At 72.5% G+C, this 17,842-nt stretch carries 15 protein-coding genes; 9 read left to right on the top strand and 6 right to left on the bottom strand.

Features of this window, described 5'->3' with window-relative positions; genetic code table 11:
• Window positions 1–161: 161 nt before the first annotated feature.
• On the top strand, window positions 162–2,240 hold the full coding sequence (locus tag AMK21_RS02590; RefSeq protein WP_073873700.1) for a molybdopterin oxidoreductase family protein: 2,079 nt from the start codon (window positions 162–164) through the stop codon (window positions 2,238–2,240).
• On the opposite strand, the gene AMK21_RS02585 is transcribed toward AMK21_RS02590, so the two are convergent.
• The 3 genes from AMK21_RS02585 to AMK21_RS02575 form a co-directional block, all read right to left on the bottom strand.
• Window positions 2,203–2,688, bottom strand: a complete 486-nt coding sequence (locus AMK21_RS02585; protein ID WP_073873698.1) for a gamma-glutamylcyclotransferase family protein — start codon at window positions 2,686–2,688, stop codon at window positions 2,203–2,205. The genes AMK21_RS02590 and AMK21_RS02585 overlap by 38 nt on opposite strands.
• Window positions 2,685–3,026, bottom strand: coding sequence for a divalent-cation tolerance protein CutA (gene cutA, locus AMK21_RS02580; RefSeq protein WP_073873696.1), 342 nt, complete (start codon window positions 3,024–3,026; stop codon window positions 2,685–2,687). The genes AMK21_RS02585 and cutA overlap by 4 nt, the downstream gene beginning before the upstream one ends.
• A 66-nt stretch (window positions 3,027–3,092) precedes the next feature.
• The gene (locus tag AMK21_RS02575) at window positions 3,093–3,701 is read right to left on the bottom strand and encodes an NADPH-dependent FMN reductase (RefSeq protein WP_073873694.1); all 609 of its coding nucleotides are present in this window, start codon (window positions 3,699–3,701) and stop codon (window positions 3,093–3,095) included.
• A 75-nt stretch (window positions 3,702–3,776) separates the two neighbouring features.
• Here AMK21_RS02575 and AMK21_RS02570 point away from each other — a divergent pair, with 75 nt between their 5' ends.
• The 4 genes from AMK21_RS02570 (at window position 3,777) to AMK21_RS02555 (ending at window position 6,870) form a co-directional block, all read left to right on the top strand.
• On the top strand, window positions 3,777–4,601 hold the full coding sequence (locus tag AMK21_RS02570) for an aminotransferase class IV (RefSeq protein WP_073873692.1): 825 nt from the start codon (window positions 3,777–3,779) through the stop codon (window positions 4,599–4,601).
• 77 nt (window positions 4,602–4,678) lie between these two features.
• Window positions 4,679–5,164: a DUF5990 family protein gene (locus tag AMK21_RS02565; protein WP_073873690.1), complete on the top strand. Its 486-nt coding sequence runs from the start codon at window positions 4,679–4,681 to the stop codon at window positions 5,162–5,164.
• 371 nt (window positions 5,165–5,535) lie between these two features.
• Entirely contained in the window at window positions 5,536–6,081 is a 546-nt protein-coding gene (locus tag AMK21_RS02560) for a hypothetical protein (RefSeq protein WP_073873688.1), read from the top strand.
• A gap of 156 nt (window positions 6,082–6,237) precedes the next feature.
• Window positions 6,238–6,870 (top strand): class F sortase, encoded by a 633-nt coding sequence (locus AMK21_RS02555; protein ID WP_073873686.1) that lies wholly within the window; start codon window positions 6,238–6,240, stop codon window positions 6,868–6,870.
• A 15-nt stretch (window positions 6,871–6,885) separates the two neighbouring features.
• Here AMK21_RS02555 and AMK21_RS02550 read toward each other — a convergent pair whose 3' ends face one another.
• Window positions 6,886–7,677 (bottom strand): TSUP family transporter, encoded by a 792-nt coding sequence (locus tag AMK21_RS02550; protein ID WP_073873684.1) that lies wholly within the window; start codon window positions 7,675–7,677, stop codon window positions 6,886–6,888.
• 129 nt (window positions 7,678–7,806) lie between these two features.
• Between AMK21_RS02550 and AMK21_RS02545 the strand changes: the two genes are divergently transcribed.
• From AMK21_RS02545 to AMK21_RS02530, 4 genes are all read left to right on the top strand, one after another.
• Complete coding sequence (locus tag AMK21_RS02545) at window positions 7,807–9,048, top strand: NAD(P)/FAD-dependent oxidoreductase (protein WP_073873682.1); 1,242 nt, start codon at window positions 7,807–7,809, stop codon at window positions 9,046–9,048.
• A 1-nt stretch (window position 9,049) separates the two neighbouring features.
• Window positions 9,050–11,620: a nitrite reductase large subunit NirB gene (gene nirB / locus AMK21_RS02540; protein ID WP_073873680.1), complete on the top strand. Its 2,571-nt coding sequence runs from the start codon at window positions 9,050–9,052 to the stop codon at window positions 11,618–11,620.
• Entirely contained in the window at window positions 11,620–11,973 is a 354-nt protein-coding gene (gene nirD, locus AMK21_RS02535) for a nitrite reductase small subunit NirD (protein ID WP_073873678.1), read from the top strand. Before nirB ends, nirD begins: the two co-directional genes overlap by 1 nt.
• Window positions 11,974–12,136: 163 nt before the next feature.
• The gene (locus AMK21_RS02530; RefSeq protein WP_073873676.1) at window positions 12,137–13,303 is read left to right on the top strand and encodes an alkaline phosphatase PhoX; all 1,167 of its coding nucleotides are present in this window, start codon (window positions 12,137–12,139) and stop codon (window positions 13,301–13,303) included.
• Between the two features lie 147 nt (window positions 13,304–13,450).
• Here the strand turns inward: AMK21_RS02530 and AMK21_RS02525 are convergent, their stop codons facing one another.
• Both AMK21_RS02525 and ppdK read right to left on the bottom strand, forming a co-directional pair.
• Window positions 13,451–14,488, bottom strand: a complete 1,038-nt coding sequence (locus AMK21_RS02525) for an ArsR/SmtB family transcription factor (protein ID WP_073873674.1) — start codon at window positions 14,486–14,488, stop codon at window positions 13,451–13,453.
• 567 nt (window positions 14,489–15,055) lie between these two features.
• Window positions 15,056–17,767: a pyruvate, phosphate dikinase gene (ppdK, locus tag AMK21_RS02520; protein WP_073873672.1), complete on the bottom strand. Its 2,712-nt coding sequence runs from the start codon at window positions 17,765–17,767 to the stop codon at window positions 15,056–15,058.
• Between the last annotated feature and the right edge of the window lie 75 nt (window positions 17,768–17,842).

The following is a 17,842-nucleotide window of genomic DNA, read 5'->3' as shown; positions in this document are numbered from 1 at the left end:
CCGTGACCTGTACGGCAGTGGAGCCGTGGTCTGCGGGCGGTGGGCCCCCGCGCTCCGACCTGGGACCTCACAGCGCGCCGGGCGGCGGGCTGAGGTGGGCGTTCCGACGGTGTAACCGGGTGCCCCCGTGCCCGTAATACCGCTCTCGCAGGCTGGGCCCCATGACCGGTACCGAAACGCCCACCCACTGCCCCTACTGCGCCCTCCAGTGCGGGATGACCCTGCGCCCGGTGGCGGGCCCGGAGGTGGCCGAGGTGGTGGAGCGCACCGGGTTCCCCGTCAACCGGGGCGCGTTGTGCGGCAAGGGCCGGAGTGCGCCCGCCGTGCTGCGCCGGGGGGCCCGGCTGACCTCCCCGCTGGTACGGAGGCGGCCCGGCGGTGAGCTGGAGGAGGCGGGCTGGGACGAGGCGCTGGGGCGGATCGCCGAAGGGCTCGGCGGGGTGCGGGCGGCGCACGGGGCGGACGCGGTGGGGGTGTTCGGCGGGGGCGGGCTGACCAATGAGAAGGCCTACGCGCTCGGGAAGTTCGCCCGGGTCGTCCTCGCCACCTCGCAGATCGACTACAACGGCCGGTTCTGCATGTCGTCGGCGGCCGCGGCGCACCAGCGGGCGTTCGGTCTCGACCGAGGGCTGCCGTTCCCGCTGGAGGACATCCCGCGGACGGGGTGCGTGATCCTCGTCGGGTCGAACCTGGCCGAGACGATGCCGCCCGCCCTGCGGTATCTCACCGAACTGAAGGCGAACGGGGGCCGGCTGATCGTCATCGACCCGCGCCGCACCCGCACCGCCGAACAGGCCGACCTGCATCTGGCGCCACGCCCCGGCACCGATCTGGCCCTGGCGCTCGGGATGTTGCACCTGGTGGTGGCCGAGGGCCGGGTGGACGAGGAGTTCGTGCGGACCCGCACCCGGGGGTGGGAGGCGGCGCGGGCGGGGGCGATGGCGCACTGGCCGGAGCTGGTGGAGCGGATCTGCGGGGTGCCGGTGGCGCGGCTGCGCGAGGCGGTGGAGCTGTTCTGCGGGGCGGGGAGCGGGATGGTGCTGACCGCACGGGGGCCCGAGCAGCAGGCCAAGGGGACGGACACGGTGGGCGCGTGGATCAACTTCTGCCTGGCCACCGGGCGGGCGGGGAGGCCGCTGTCCGGGTACGGGTGCCTGACCGGGCAGGGCAACGGGCAGGGCGGCCGGGAGCACGGCCAGAAGGCCGACCAGCTGCCCGGCTACCGCAAGCTGACCGACCCGGCCGCCCGCCGCCATGTCGCGGGGGTGTGGGGCGTGGATCCGGACAGCCTGCCGGGGCCGGGCCGGAGCGCGTACGAGCTGCTGGACGCGCTGGGCCAGGACGTGCGGGCGCTGCTGGTGATGGGCTCCAACCCGGTGGTCTCCGCCCCGCACGCCTCGCACGTCGAACGCCGCCTGGCCTCCCTGGACTTCCTGGCGGTGGCGGACGTCGTCCTCTCCGAGACGGCGGCGCTGGCGGACGTGGTGCTGCCGGTGACGCAGTGGGCGGAGGAGAGCGGTACCACCACCAACCTGGAGGGCCGGGTGCTGCTGCGGCAGCGGGCGCTCGACCCGCCGGATGGGGTGCGCAGCGACCTGGAGGTGCTGCACGCCCTGGCCGGGCTGCTGGGCCACGGCAAGGGGTTCCCGGCCGACCCGGCCGAGGTCTTCGAGGAGTTGCGGCGGGCCTCGGCGGGGGGTGCGGCGGACTACGCCGGCATCACCTACGAGCGGATCGCGGCCGAGGACGGCGTCTTCTGGCCCTGCCCCGACGCGGACCACCCGGGAACCCCCCGGCTCTTCCTGGACCGGTTCGCGACGGAGGACGGGCGGGCCTCCTTCGTCCCGGTGGTGCACCGCGCGGCGGCCGAGGAGACGGACCGGGAGTATCCGGTGGTGCTGACGACGGGACGGGTGGTCGCGCAGTACCAGTCGGGGGCCCAGACCCGCCGGGTGGACGAGCTGAACGCGGCGGCCCCCGGCCCCTTCGTGGAGCTGCACCCGCGCCTCGCGGAGCGGATCGGGGTGGCCGAGGGCGAGCCCGTCGCGGTGACGTCCCGGCGCGGGCGGGCGGTGGCGCCGGCCCGGATCACCGGGGCGATCCGGGCGGACACGGTGTTCATGCCGTTCCACTGGCCGGGTGAGGGCCGGGCCAACACGCTGACCAACCCGGCGCTCGACCCGGTGTCGCGCATGCCGGAGTTCAAGGTGTGCGCGGTCCGCCTGGAGGCCGCCCGGTGACCCACCGCCCCTCGGCGATGACGCTGCCGCTCGCCCGCAGGGAACGGGTCACGGCGGCTGCGGCGAGGTAGACCCAGGCGCGGGTTGCCCAAGGCTCCTCCCCCGGCAGCTCGACCTCGCGGACGACCCGCTCGTACAGATTGCGCGGGTGGCCGGGCCCGAGGTACTCCTCCAGATGGTCCAGGAGCCCGAGCAGCTCCCCGTACACCCCGGGCGCGGCGGTGAGCAGGGTGCCGTGGACGCGGCCGTGGCCGTCGATGGCGTACGGGTAGCCGGGCCCGTCGTACAGCAGGGCCCGGGGCAGGACGGCCGCCCGCTCCCCCGACGTACGGCCGCTGAGGAACAGGTCGTGGTTGGGTTCGCCGGGGAGCAGCGTCCCGTACACGAAGAACGGCAGCTCGTCGGTGGGCGGGGAGCCGGGGTCCAGGGTGCTCATGGCCGCCGTCACAGGGCGGCCGCGGGAGCCGTCTCCGCCGTGACCCAGCCGAGGTAGCGGGCGCTGCCCCGGACCACCGGGATCGCGATGATCTCGGGGGTGTCGTAGTCGTGTGCCTCCTGGAGGTACTCCTCCAGTTCCTCGTAGCGCTCGGCCGCCGTCTTGAACAGCACCTGCCACTCCTCGGACGACTCGATGGCGTTCTGCCACCGGTAGACCGAGGTGACGGGCGCGGAGATCTGCGCGCAGGCCGCCAGCCGGGCCTCCACCGCCCCCTGCGCCAGCTCGTGGGCCTTCTCCTCGCTGTCGGTCGTGGTCAGTACGGTCAGCCATGCCGGCGGCGCTGTCATCGTCGGTCTCCTCGGAGTACGGCGGGCTGCTCCCGCCCGTGCACCGATTGTCGGCCCGGAGGGGGGTCAGGCGCTGTACGGATGCCGGTTTCGCGCGTCGCGCAGGGCGTTGCCCCACCAGGCCAGCTGGTCCAGGAGCGCCTTGGCCGCCGCGTCGACGTCCGCCGGGTCCCGGTGGCTCCCCCCGTCGTCGAAGAGGGCGCCCGCGTTGTGGAAGGAGACGGTGTCGCGGACGGAGACCGTGTGCATCTCGGCGAAGACCTGCCGGAGCTGCTCGACGGCCCGCAGCCCGCCGGACCTGCCGCCGTACGAGACGAAGGCTACGGGTTTGGCCTGCCATTCGGCGCGGTGCCAGTCGATGAGGTTCTTCAGCGGGGCGGGGAAGGAGTGGTTGTACTCGGGTGTGAGCACGACGAAGGCGTCGGCCGCCGCCAGCCGCGCCGAGACCGCCGCGACCCTGGCGGCCTCCTCGGGTGTGGGGCTGAAGGAGAGCGCGGTGGGGAGCCGGGCGGTGACGACATCGATGAGCTCGGTCTCGATGTCGTCGCACCGGGCGGCCCGGCCGAGGAACCAGTCGGCGATGACCGGCCCGAAGCGGCCCTCCCGGTTGCTGCCGAGGATGACGGCGACCTTGAGGGGAGCGGAGGATGGCGGGGGTGCGGGTGTGGTGTCCATGGCGTCGAGCTTTGACCCTCAAGTTTGGTTGAGGTCAAGTCGCCGTCAGGAGAAGTCGCGATCTACGGTTGCCCCATGACGAGCGCACCGCCCCCGCCCCTCCCCTACGTCGAGATGGACGGCCACCCCGCCACCGAGAACGACCTCCGTGTCCCCGCCCTCTTCGGGTTCGGCCACTTCACCGCCCTCCAGGTCCAGGACCGGAGGGTGCGGGGGCTCGGGCTGCATCTCGAACGACTGGAGGGCGCGAACCGGGAGTTGTTCCACATGCCCCTGGACGGGGGCCAGGTGCGCGAGCTGATCCGGGGCGCCCTGGACCGTGCCGGGCTGCGGGACGCGTCCGTGCGGGTGCACGGTTTTCTGCCGCCCGGGGCGACGCGTACGCGGGTGATGGTCACCGTCCGCGAGCCCGCCTCGATGGCACCCGGGGGCCGGAGCCTGATGTCGGTGCCGTACGCCCGGGCCGTGCCGCACATCAAGCGGCCGGGCGAGTTCGGGCAGACGTATTACGGGATGCTCGCCGCGCGGGCCGGGTTCGACGAGGCTCTGCTGACCGCGCCGGGCGGGGTGGTGACCGAGGGAGCTATCACCAACATCGGCTTCTGGGACGGGAGTTCGGTGGTGTGGCCGGACGCTCCCGCGCTCATCGGCATCACCATGGCGCTGCTGGAGCGTGGCCTCGCGGTGGCGGGGGAGCCGACGGTCCGGCGGGCGGTGACGCTGGACGGGCTGGGCGCCTACCGGGGCGCCTTCATCTGCAACTCGCAGGGGATCGCGCCGGTGCGGCGGATCGATGCCGTGGAGTTCGCGAGCGGCGACGAGGCCGCGGTGGAGGAGATGGAGGGGGTGATGGGGCGGCTGGAGGCCGCGTACGGCAGTGCGCCGGCGGATCTCCTCTGACCTTGCCCGGCGGTCGACCTTGGCCGAAAAGCGACCGTGGCGCCCTCGCTCCGCCCCGGTGACGGACCATGGGGAGCATGCAGATCCATATCGAGGCCTCAGCGCTCCCCGGCCGCAACTGCGGGCCGGACTCCGACTTTCCCGGGCTCGAGAACATCCACGTCGGCATCCAGCGCAAGGACCGGCCCGACGAGCTGCTCGGCCCGCATCCCGGGGACGCCCCGGCCGCCTCCTGGACCCTGGAGTGCACGGCGAAGGCCACGGCCGACGGGGTCGAGGTCTCGGGGCCGTACATCCAGAACCGGCTGGGCGGGCGGTTCGTCTACCTGTCGTGGGGGACCGTGGACGAGGCCGGGCGCTTCAGCATGTTCCGGCGCGCCAAGCTGATGTTCAGCGACATCGAGCCCGGGATCCTCGAAGCCGCCGCGCGTTCCGGGCAGCTCACCGGGCGGCTGGGGCTGACCGACGCGAAGGGGCAGCCACTGTGTGCGCGGGTGCGACCGCCGGCGATCTCCTGGAGTGCGGGTGCGGACACCGGCGCGGGTGAGGCGCGCACCGGGTGATCCCTCCCGCCGGATCCGACACCGCCCCCACCGGGCCCGGGGGGGTAGGCCGGTGGGGGCGGGTGCCCTGGGGGGGCGGGGATCCGTCCCGTGGGGGGGGTGTCTTGCGTCTGCCCGCACTCCGCGAGCCCATGCATGCGATGTGAGTCACAATTTCTCGGTGAGCCTCACTCGATCGGCACCCGGTCCGGCGGCACGGACCGAACGGCCCAGTCACACCGCCGCGACCTGCGGCGATCTCCGGCGGCAAGAGTGCCGCGCCGGTCCGTACGGGTGAAAGCTGACCTGGTGTCAGGAGGCGTGCGGCGGCGACCGCCCGTTAGGTCGGGGGCAGGACACAACCGCTCGCGCCGTCTGCCCGGAGGATCCCCATGCGCAGTCCTGCCCGCCTCGTGACCGGTACCGCCACCGCCGCGGTCACCGTCATAGCGCTCGGTCTCACCGCCGCCCCGTCCGCGTACGCAGGCGATGACTTCGGCCGGCTGGAGATCACCCCCGCGACCGCGCCTCCCGGCGCCAAGGTCACCGTGAACACCACCGCCTGCGGCCCCAAGGGCTCGGGCATCGGTGACGCGAACTCCCTGGACGCCGGGGACTTCGAGGTCCGCCGCGGTACGCACAAGGAAGTGCTCGTCGGCCAGTTCACCGTGCCGCACGACACCCGGCCCGGCGTCTACGAGATCGTCGTCTCCTGCGACAACGGCAAGGACGCCGTCGGGGACCTGAAGGTGATCGGCGGCGGCAAGCACGAGAAGCCCGACCACGACCGCCCGTCCGGCCATGTGCGGACCGGGGTCGGCGGCAGCGTCGAGCCGAACTCCACGCAGGTCGCCCTCGGCGTCGGCGTGATCGGCATGGCGGCCGTGGGCGGTCTGTGGCTGCTGCGCCGGCGCACCGAGTCCACCGAGGGCGGCTGAGGCAACCGGCCCAGGGGCCCGGGGGGCAGCTGAGGCCCCCGGGCCCCTGGGCCCGAGGGACCCCGCCGTCCCTCCCGCCGACCGGGCCGGGCGCGTCCCCGAGCGCGCCCGGCCCGCCTTCGATCCGAGACTCACCAGGGTTACGAGGACGACGACGTGTCCCAGAGCGCGCAGAAAGCCAGGGGCTGGCTGGTGGGCATCGCCGTGCTGTGCGGTATCTGGCTCGTCCAGAACGGCTCCGGCGACCAGCTGATCCCGCCGCAGCCCTCCAGCGCCCAGGCCTTCGCCGCAGGGCCCCAGCTCCAGCCCGGCTCCCCGGTCGCCGAACCGCTGCACCCCTCCGACCCGGTCCGCATCCGCATCCCGAGCATCTCGGTGGACGCGCCGATGATGCGGCTGGGACTCGGTGCCGACGGCAGCCTGGACGTCCCGCCGGACACGGACCGCAACCTCGCGGGCTGGTACGCCGACGGGGTCCCGCCCGGCGCCGAGGGCACCGCGATCGTCGCCGGGCATGTCGACAACGCGGAGGGGCCCTCCGTCTTCTACGCCCTCGGCGCCCTCACCAAGGGCACCCGCGTCGAGGTCGTCCGCGAGGACGGACGCACGGCCGTCTTCTCGATCGACGCCATCGAGGTGTACGACAACAAGGACTTCCCCGACCAGCGCGTCTACGGCGACTCGCCGCACGCCTCGCTGCGGCTGATCACCTGCGGCGGCGGGTTCTCCAAGGAGACCGGCTACCAGGGCAATGTGGTGGCCTACGCCCATCTCACCGATGTGCGGTGAGCCCGAGATACGTTCCTACGCGGTCCACTGGTCGTAGCCCAGCTTCGCCACCAGCGAGAACACCACCGTCAGCAGTACCGCCCGGACGAACCCGCTCCCCCGGCTCAGCGCCATCCGGGCCCCCGCCATCCCGCCCGCCAGGTTGAACAGCGCCATCACGGCGGCCAGCTGCCACAGGACCGTGCCCTGGTACGCGAACATCGCCAGCGCCCCCGCGTTCGTGCACACGTTGACGATCTTGGCGGTGGCCGACGCGGTCACCAGGTCCAGGTGGAGTACGGCGGTGAGGGCCAGCACCAGGAAGGTGCCGGTGCCCGGGCCGAACAGGCCGTCGTAGAAGCCGATCCCGCCGCCCACCAGCACGACCGCGGTGACGATCCGGGCCCGGGTGACCGGCCGGGCGTCGGTGTCGCCCGCCGCCGCCGTACCGAAGGACGGGCGCAGCAGGACGAAGGCGGCGACGCCGAGCAGCGCCACCATGATCACCGGGCGCAGCACCTCGCTGCTGATCCCGGCGGCGAAGAACGCCCCGCCCACCGACCCGGCGAGCGCCATCAGCCCCACCCGTACCGCCAGCCCCACCCGGACCGGGGCCCTGCTCACGTAGGTGATCGCGGCGCCCGAGGTCCCGACGATCGCGACGGCCTTGTTGGTGCCGAGGACGTGGGCGGCCGGTACGTTCGGCAGGCCGAGCAGCAGGGCGGGCAGGAGCAGCAGCCCGCCGCCGCCCACCACCGCGTCGATCCAGCCCGCGGCGGCCGCGGCCAGGCAGAGCAGGATCAGGGTGGTGAGGGTGATGTCGGGCATGTCCTCGACATTAAGGGGAGGTCCGCGAGCCGTTCTCACAGGGGCCGCCGGCCGGCGCTGAGCGCACGGTTCCGCCAGGGAAACCGGCGGGATGCGGCCGGGTAACACCCGCCGTCCACGCTCTTCCCCATGAGGAAGAAGACGGAGAGCGCCGAGCCCGTCGTGGTGATCGGCGCCGGTATGGCCGGTGCCCGGCTCGCCGCGCGGGTCCCCGGGGTCACCGTCGTCGGCGAGGAGCGGCACGCCCCCTACAACCGGGTGCTGCTGGCCGACGTACTGTCCGGGCGGTACTCCCCGGACGTCATCGCCCTGCCGGCAACCGAGGTACGACGCGGGGTGCGGGCGGTCCGGATCGACCGGGCCGACCGGCTGGTCCACTGCGACGACGGCAGCGTGCTGCACTACGGGCGTCTGGTCCTGGCCACCGGCTCCAACCCGGTGCTGCCACCGCTGCGCGGGATCGGCACCACCCTGCCGGACGGGGTCCACCCCTTCCGTACGCTCGACGACGCCCTGGCCCTGCGCGCCGCCGTACGCCCCGGAGTGCGGGCGGTCGTCATCGGCGGCGGGCTCCTCGGCGTCTCGGCGGCCCGGGCGCTCGCGGAGTGCGGCGCGCAGGTGGTACTGGCCCAGCAGGGCGAGCACCTCATGGAGCGCCAGCTCGACCCGGAGGCGGCCGCCCTGCTGCGGCTCCACCTCGAAGCGCTCGGGGTGGAGGTGCACACCGAGTGCCGGGTGCGGGGGCTGCGCTGCACGACCTCGGCCACCGACGGAGCCGTACGGGCCGTCGAACTCGCCGACGGGTACGAGCTCGCCGCCGACCTCACCGTGCTGGCCTGCGGCGTGCGGCCCCGGACCGGGCTCGCCCGGGCCGCCGGTCTCGACGTCCGCAAGGGGATCGTGGTCGACGACGAGCTGCGCACCTCGGACCCGTACATCCACGCCCTCGGCGACTGCGCCGAGCACCGCTCCACGCTCTACGGGCTGGCCGGCCCCGCGCTGGAGCAGGCCGACGTGCTGGCCGACGTACTGGCCGGACGGCCCGCCCGCTACGAGGGCACCCGGGCGCTGACCCGGCTGACCCTCCGCTCCCCGTCGGCCGGATCCTTCGACTCGCCGGAACCCCGGGAAGCTCTCGACCTGGCGGCCTTCGGCGAGGCCCGTCCGCTGCCGGGCGACGACGTGATCCGGCTGGCCGACGCCACCCGGGGCGCGTACCGCACGGTCGTCGTCCGCGAGGGCCGGCTGGCCGGCGGGGTGCTCCTGGGCGACCTCGGCGCGGTCTCCAGCCTCGCCCGCACCTGGCAGGACGACGAACCGCTGCCGCCCGCCATGTCCCTGCTCCACCTGCTCACCGACGGAGGCCACTGAGATGCCGGAAACCACCATCCCGAACACCCCCACCTTCGTCCTCGTCGGGCACGGCATGGTCGGCCAGCGGTTCCTGGAGTCCCTGGCCGCGCGCGGGCTGACCCCGGCCGCCGGGCGGGCCCGGATCGTCGTGCTCTGCGAGGAGCCCCGACCCGCTTACGACCGGGTCCAGCTCACCTCGTACTTCGCCGGGCGGTCCCCTGAGGAACTCTCGCTGGTGGAGCCGGAGTTCATGGAGAAGCACGGGATCGAGCTGTACGTCGGCGACCCGGCCGAGCACATCGACCGGGCGGGCCGCACGGTGACCGCGCGGTCCGGGGCGGTGTTCCCGTACGACACGCTGGTGCTGGCGACGGGCTCGTACCCCTTCGTGCCGCCGGTGGCGGGGAAGGACGCCCGGGGCTGTTTCGTGTACCGGACGATCGAGGACCTGCTCGCGATCGAGGAGTACGCGAAGGGGGCTCGGACCGGCGCGGTGGTCGGGGGCGGGCTGCTCGGTCTGGAGGCGGCGGGGGCGCTCAAGGGGCTCGGGCTGCGCACCCATGTGGTGGAGTTCGCGCCCCGGCTGATGCCGGTCCAGGTGGACGAGGGCGGGGGCGCGGCCCTGCTGCGGACGATCGAGGGCATGGGGCTGACCGTCCACACCGGGGTCGGTACGCAGGAGGTCACCGCGGGCGCGGACGGTGCTGTGAACGGGATGGCGCTCTCCGACGGGTCCTCGCTCGCCACCGATCTCGTCGTCTTCTCGGCGGGTGTGCGGCCACGCGACCAGCTGGCCCGGGAGTGCGGGCTCGCGGTCGGGGAGCGGGGCGGGATCGTGGTCGACGAGGAGTGCCGGACCTCGGACCCGGCCGTGTTCGCGATCGGCGAGTGCGCGCTCGCCTCCGACGGGCGGGTCTACGGCCTGGTGGCGCCGGGCTACGAGATGGCGGAGACCGTGGCCGAGGTGATCGGCGGCGGGCGGGCCGGGTTCACCGGGGCAGACATGTCGACGAAGCTGAAGCTGCTCGGCGTGGACGTGGCCTCGTTCGGCGACGCGCACGGGAGTGCGGAGGGCGCGCTGGACGTGGTGTACGCCGACTCCCGCTCCGGCGTCTACAAGAAGCTGGTCATCGGGGCGGACGGGACCCTGCTGGGCGGGGTGCTGGTCGGGGACGCCGATGACTACGGCACCCTGCGGCCGATGACGGGGAGCGTCCTGCCGGTCTCCCCCGAGCAGCTGGTGCTGCCCGCCGGGGCGGGCGGGCCGGTGACGCTGGGGCCCTCCGCGCTGCCGGACGACGCCGTCATCTGCTCCTGCCACAACGTGACCAAGGGCGCGATCTGCGAGCACACCACGCTGCCCGAGGTCAAGAAGTGCACCCGGGCCGGAACGGGCTGCGGCAGTTGCGTCAAGGTGATCGGACAACTGCTGCCGCAGAGCCAGGACACCGGCCTGTGCGGCTGCTTCGCCTACAGCCGAAGCGAGTTGTACGAGATCGTCCGCACGCTGGGCATCACCTCCTTCACCGCCCTCCTCGACTCGCACGGCCGCGAGGAGGCGCGCGGCGGGGAGGGGTGCGAGGTCTGCAAACCGACGGTCGGCTCGGTCATCGCCTCCCTCGCCCCGACCGTCGGCGCCAGCGGCTACGTCCTGGACGGGGAGCAGGCGTCCCTCCAGGACACCAACGACCACTTCCTCGCCAACCTCCAGCGCAACGGCTCCTATTCGGTCGTCCCGCGCATCCCCGGCGGCGAGATCACTCCGGAGAAGCTCATCGTGATCGGCGAGGTCGCCCGCGACTTCGGCCTCTACACGAAGATCACCGGCGGCCAGCGCATCGACCTTTTCGGCGCCCGTGTCGACCAACTGCCGCTCATCTGGACCCGGTTGGTCGACGCGGGCTTCGAGTCCGGGCACGCGTACGGGAAGTCGCTGCGTACGGTCAAGTCGTGTGTGGGGCAGACCTGGTGCCGCTACGGCGTGCAGGACTCCGTACGGATGGCGATCGACCTGGAGCTGCGCTACCGGGGCCTGCGCTCCCCGCACAAGCTGAAGTCCGCGGTCTCCGGCTGCGCCCGGGAGTGCGCGGAGGCGCGGGGCAAGGACTTCGGGATCATCGCCACGGCCGGCGGCTGGAACCTCTACGTCGGCGGCAACGGCGGGGCCACCCCGCGCCACGCCGATCTGCTGGCGCAGGATCTCTCGGACGCCGAACTGGTGCGGCTCGTCGACCGGTTCCTGATGTTCTACATCCGTACGGCGGACCGCCTGGAGCGCACCTCGGCCTGGCTGGAGCGGATCGACGGCGGCCTGGAGCACGTACGGGATGTCGTGGTCCACGACTCGCTGGGGCTCTGCGACGAGTTGGAGAGGCTGATGGCGGACCATGTGAACGGCTACCGCGACGAGTGGGCCGAGACCATCGGCGACCCGGAACGGCTGCGGCGGTTCGTGACCTTCGTCAACGCCCCCGACGCCCCGGACCCCTCGGTGAAGTTCGTCCCCGAGCGGGACCAGATCAAGCCCGATCTGGAGCTGCTCGCGGGCCCCGTGCTCGCCGTCCGCACTCTCGAAGGGACCCCGTCCTGATGACCACCACCACACCGAGCACCACCGCGACCGTCGTCCGGGTCGCCCACGACGGTGGCTGGCTCACCGTCTGCGACCTGGAGCTGCTGAGTCCCGGGCGCGGCGCCGCGGTGCTGCTGCCGGACGGCGGGCAGGCGGCCCTGTTCATGGACCGGTCGGGGGTGGTGCGCGCGATCGGCAACCGGGACCCGTTCACCGGGGCGTACGTCCTCTCCCGGGGGCTGCTCGGCTCGGCGGGCGGGCGGCCGTTCGTGGCCTCGCCACTGCTGAAGCAGCGCTTCGACCTGGCCACGGGGGCGTGCCTGGACGACGATGAGGTCTCCGTGCCGGTGTACGCGGTGCGGGTGGAGTGACCCGGGCGGGCCGGCGCGGGCGGGGGTGATGCCCGGCCCCGCCCCGGCCGTCCGCCGTTCACCGCGTGTTGACGGGGCGTCAACCACGTCCTCCTACAGTCCTGACGCGCGACCCGCCGGTCCCGTCCGGGGCGGCGGGCCCTCACTCATCCGTGGAGTGATCGTGGAACGTCGGACCTTCTTGCGCACGGCGGTGGTCGGCACCTCGGCGGCGGCCTTCGGCGGCACCCTGTGGCGGGGCGCCGCCTCCGCCGCACCCGCCCAGCCGGCCCCCGGCCCGTACGGCGCGCTGCAGGCGGCCAACGGCAACGGCATCCAGCTGCCGAGCGGCTTCACCAGCCGCATCATCGCCCGGTCGGGGCAGACCGTGGCGGGCACCTCCTACCGGTGGCACAGCGCCCCCGACGGCGGGGCCACCTACGCCGACGGCTCGGGGTGGATCTACGTCTCCAACGCCGAGGTCTCCGCCGGCAGCGGCGGCGGGGCGAGCGCCGTTCGGTTCAACTCCTCGGGCACGGTGACGTCCGCCTACCGCATCCTGTCGGGGACGAACATCAACTGTGCGGGCGGCTCCACCCCGTGGAACACCTGGCTCTCCTGCGAGGAGGTCACGAGGGGGTACGTCTACGAGACCGACCCGTGGGGCGTGAACGCGGCCGTGCGGCGGCCCGCGCTCGGCCGGTTCAAGCACGAGGCGGCCGCGGCGGACCCCGACCACGGCTACATCTACCTCACCGAGGACGAGAGCGACGGCCGCTTCTACCGCTTCCGGCCCACGACCTGGGGCAACCTGTCGGGCGGCACGCTCCAGGTCCTGGTGGCGGGTACGGGCACCTCAGGGCCGGTGACCTGGGCCAACGTTCCGGACCCGGCCGCCTCCTCGACCCAGACCCGCCACCAGGTCTCCGGCGCCAAGGTCTTCAACGGCGGTGAGGGCTGCTTCTACGCGGCGGGCACCTGCTGGTTCACCACCAAGGGCGACAACCGGGTGTGGGCGTACGACGCGAACACCTCGTCGATCTCGCTGGCGTACGACGACTCGCTGGTGACGGGCGGCGCCGCCCCGCTGACCGGTGTCGACAACGTCACCCGGGCCGGCTCCGGCGACCTGTACGTGGCGGAGGACGGCGGAAACATGGAGATCTGCCTGATCACGCCGAACGACACGGTGGCGCCGTTCCTGCGGATCACCGGCCAGTCCGGCTCGGAGATCACCGGCCCGGCGTTCTCCCCGGACGGCAAGCGGCTCTACTTCTCCTCGCAGCGTGGCACCAGCGGCAGCTCGTCCGGTGGCATCACGTACGAGGTGACGGGGCCGTTCCGCAGCTGACGCCCGGTGTGCGCCGGGGCTCTCCCGGCCCCGGCGCACACTCTCCGGCTCAGCCCTCGCCCTCGACGGCGGAGGAGTCCATCCGGACGACCTCCCAGGTGTGGTGTACGCGCGACGGTTCTCCACCGCCTCCCGGCGGCGCCCCCCTCAGGACATGGCGAGCGGCGCGCCGCCCCGGAGCAGGGAGCCGCCCAGCGGGGTCAGCGTGTGGAGCACCGAGCTGCCGTGGCGCAGGGTGAGGACCAGGCCCGCCTCGCGCAGGACGGAGGCGTGCTGGCTCGCCGAGGCGAGGGACACCCCGGCCCGGCGGGCCAGTTCGCTCGTCGTGCAGCCGTTGCCTATGGACTGCAGGACGGCGGAGCGGGTGTGGCCCACGAGCCGGCCGAGCCAGGGTCCGGGCTCGGCGAACTCCGGGGCACCGGGGTGGGTGACCGGGTAGACGAGCACGGGCGGGAGCGACGGGTCGCGGTAGACGACGGGGGTGCCCCGGCAGAAGAACGAGGGCTGGAGCAGCAGCCCGCGCCCGTCGAGGTACAGGTCGCGGTCGACGGGGTAGTCCGCCTCCAGCACGGGCGCCCGCCACCGGATCATCGGCGGCAGGGTCGCCAGCAGCCCGTCGGCTCCGCCGTCCAGGAGTGCTCGGCCCCGCACGGCCCGGTCGGCCTCGATGGAGGCCCGGATGTGCGGCCAGTACGGCTCGACGGCGGCGTCGTGGTAGCTGCGCAGGGCGCCGATGAGCCGGGCGAGGGGTTCGGCGCGGCCCTCGGAGAGCGCGGCGGGCAGCGCGGCCGTGACCCGCCCCGCGCCGGCGTCCGGGCAGCCGGCCCCTCGTACGCCCCGCTGCCGCCGCCGTCCGGCCGCCATCAGGTCCAGCTCGCGGCGGATGCGGTCGGCGGAGGTGTCCCGCAGTGCCTCCATTCCCACGTCGAGCCCGAACGGCTCGGCGCCTTCCTGCGAGGGCGTCAGGAAATCGGGGAAATAGCCGCGGGGCGGGACGACCGCCGACAGCAGCTGTGCTTCACCATTCAACCGAGCTCGTGTTTCTGTCCGCCATTTCCCGAACACCGTCGAAGCCCGCCGGTCCCTCAGTCGATGAAAACTGAGAATCGTTTCCCACATCGCGTCCGGTCTCGTGGCCATCCGCACCCGCGAAAGGTCCAGCCTGGACACATGGATACGCAGCACTACTCCCCCACCTGTTGCATCCGCAATTGCCCCCACCGAAGGGTATGCGGACCGTCACAGGAGGTCACCACGGGGTTTCGGCCAGAAGTGAAACGTCTCGCCCCGTTCCGCTTCACCCGAAAAGCTGTACGACGTCGGGTACGCATCCGGTGCCCGCCGGATGAGCACGTGAAGGCCGTGGGGGGCTTTGCGTGTTCGGCGGCGGCGGGCGACGGTGCGGCTCCGTACCCGACGGGGGTAAGCCGGGTGCGGTCCATGGGTGGGGATCCATGGACCGCACCCCGGTCCCGCTCCGGTCCATCGGGCAGCCATCCCGATTTCTTTGCGCATTAAACGAAGCAATGTGTGCTGCGACACATCGGTAGCGCACATTCCGCTCCGGGCCCACTCCGGTTCCACTCCGGGGCGATGGCCGCCACATATTCCGCAGGCAAGGCGAAGCGGCGGCACCCCCGCACAGGGTGCCGCCGCTTCTCGGTGTTCCGGGGATCTCGCCAGGGTGGCGGGCTGGTGAGGGATCCGACCCAATTCCCTTATAGATCCCCGGAGTTGGTCATGTGCACCGCATCAACGGCTGTCACTCCCGCGCGACTGCGCAGCCGCCCGGCCCGCCTCCAGGCGGGCCACCGGGATGCGGAACGGCGAGCAGGAGACGTAGTCCAGGCCCACCTCGTGGAAGAAGTGCACCGACTCCGGGTCACCGCCGTGCTCGCCGCAGACTCCGAGCTTGAGGTCCGGGCGGGTGGCCCGGCCGGCCTCCACGGCGCTGCGTACGAGCGAGCCGACGCCGTCCTTGTCGATGGTCTCGAACGGGGAGACCCCGAAGATGCCCTTCTCCAGGTACGCGGTGAAGAACGAGGCCTCCACGTCGTCGCGCGAGAAGCCCCACACCGTCTGGGTCAGGTCGTTGGTGCCGAACGAGAAGAACTGGGCGGCCTCGGCGATCTGGCCCGCGGTCAGCGCGGCACGCGGCAGTTCGATCATGGTGCCGATGGTCAGCTTCAGGTCGGTGTCGGTGGCCGCCTGGACCTCCGCGATGACCCGGTCGGCCTCCTCGCGGACGATCTCCAGCTCCTGGACCGTGCCGACGAGCGGGATCATGATCTCGGGGCGCGGGTCGCCCTTGGCGTTCTTGCGCTGGGCCGCCGCCTCGGCGATCGCCCGTACCTGCATGGCGAACAGACCGGGGATGACGAGCCCGAGGCGCACCCCGCGCAGACCCAGCATCGGGTTCTGCTCGTGCAGCTTGTGGACCGCCTGGAGGAGGCGCAGGTCGTTCTCGTTGGCGTCCTTACGGGACTCCGCGAGCGCGACACGGACCGACAGCTCGGTGATGTCGGGCAGGAACTCGTGCAGCGGCGGGTCGAGCAGCCGTACGGTGACGGGCAGCCCGTCCATCGACTCGAACAGCTCGATGAAGTCGGCCTTCTGGAGCGGGAGGAGGGCGGCGAGCGCGCTCTCGCGCTCGTCGTCGGTGTCCGCCAGGATCAGCTTCTCGACCATCTCGCGGCGCTCACCGAGGAACATGTGCTCGGTGCGGCACAGGCCGATGCCCTGGGCTCCGAAGCGGCGGGCCCGCAGCGCGTCCTCGGCGTTGTCCGCGTTGGCCCGCACCCGCAGCCGGCGGACCCGGTCCGCGTACGCCATGATCCGGTGCACGGCGGCGACCAGCTCGTCGGCGTCGTCGGCGCCCGCGTGCATCCGGCCCTCGAAGTACTCGACGACCGGCGACGGTACGACGGGTACCTCGCCCAGGTAGACCTTGCCGGTGGAGCCGTCGACGGAGACGAGGTCGCCCTCCTCGATGACCTTGCCGCCCACCGTCATCCGGCGGCGCTTGGTGTCGACCTCCAGGTCCTCGGCGCCGCAGACACAGGTCTTGCCCATGCCGCGCGCCACGACCGCCGCGTGCGAGGTCTTGCCGCCGCGCGAGGTGAGGATGCCCTCGGCGGCGATCATGCCTTCGAGGTCGTCGGGGTTGGTCTCGCGGCGGATCAGGATGACCTTCTCGCCGGAGCGGGACCACTTGATCGCGGTGTACGAGTCGAAGACGGCCTTGCCGACCGCCGCGCCCGGCGAGGCGGCGATGCCCCGGCCGAGCAGCTCGGTCTTCGCCTCGTCGTCGAAGCGCGGGAACATCAGCTGGGCGAGCTGGGCGCCGTTGACGCGCTGGAGGGCCTCGGCCTCGTCGATCAGGCCCTGGTCGACGAGCTGGGTGGCGATCCGGAAGGCGGCACCGGCGGTGCGCTTGCCGACCCGGGTCTGGAGCATCCAGAGCTGGCCGCGCTCGATGGTGAACTCGATGTCGCAGAGATCCTTGTAGTGGTTCTCCAGCGTCTCCATGATCTGCATGAGCTGGTCGTACGACTTCTTGTCGATCGACTCCAGATCGGCGAGCGGCACCGTGTTGCGGATACCGGCGACGACGTCCTCGCCCTGCGCGTTCTGGAGGTAGTCGCCGTAGACGCCCTGGTGGCCGCTGGCGGGGTCGCGGGTGAAGGCGACGCCCGTACCGGAGTCGGGGCCGAGGTTGCCGAAGACCATCGAACAGACGTTGACCGCCGTGCCGAGGTCGCCGGGGATGCGCTCCTGGCGGCGGTAGAGCTTGGCGCGGTCGGTGTTCCACGAGTCGAAGACCGCGTTTATGGCCAGGTCCATCTGCTCCCGCGCGTTCTGCGGGAACTCTCGTCCGGCCTGGTCCTGGACGATCTTCTTGAACTGCTTGACCAGCTTCTTCAGGTCGGCCGCGGCCAGGTCCGTGTCGACCGTGACCTTCTTGGCCGCCTTGGCCTCCTCCAGGGCCTCCTCGAAGAGGTCGCCGTCGACGCCGAGCACGGTCTTGCCGAACATCTGGATGAGGCGCCGGTAGGAGTCCCAGGCGAAGCGCTCGTCACCGGACTGGGTGGCGAGGCCGGCCACCGACGCGTCGGAGAGGCCGATGTTGAGGACCGTGTCCATCATGCCGGGCATGGAGAACTTGGCGCCCGAGCGGACGGAGACCAGCAGCGGGTCGTCGGCCTGGCCGAGCTTCTTGGCCATGCGCTCTTCCAGCGCGGTGAGGTGCGCACTCACCTCGTCGCGCAGCGCCTTCGGCGCATGCCCGCTCTCCAGGTAGACCTTGCACGCCTCGGTGGTGATGGTGAAGCCCGGAGGGACGGGCAACCCGAGGTTGGTCATCTCGGCGAGGTTGGCACCCTTGCCGCCCAGAAGATCCTTCAGATCCTTGTTGCCCTCGGTGAAGTCGTAGACGAACTTCTGGGGATCTTTGTTTTCCGACACGGGTCTCGACTCCTCGAGGACGCGGTGGCTGCCCTGACGGCCAGGAACATACCCAGATCGAAGGTGTATGGGTAC

The sequence above is a fragment of the Streptomyces sp. CB00316 genome (assembly GCF_001905595.1).
In the GTDB taxonomy this organism is placed as follows: domain Bacteria; phylum Actinomycetota; class Actinomycetes; order Streptomycetales; family Streptomycetaceae; genus Streptomyces.
The sequence above is the reverse complement of the archived record's forward strand: the minus strand, read 5'-3'. Positions and strand labels throughout refer to the sequence as shown.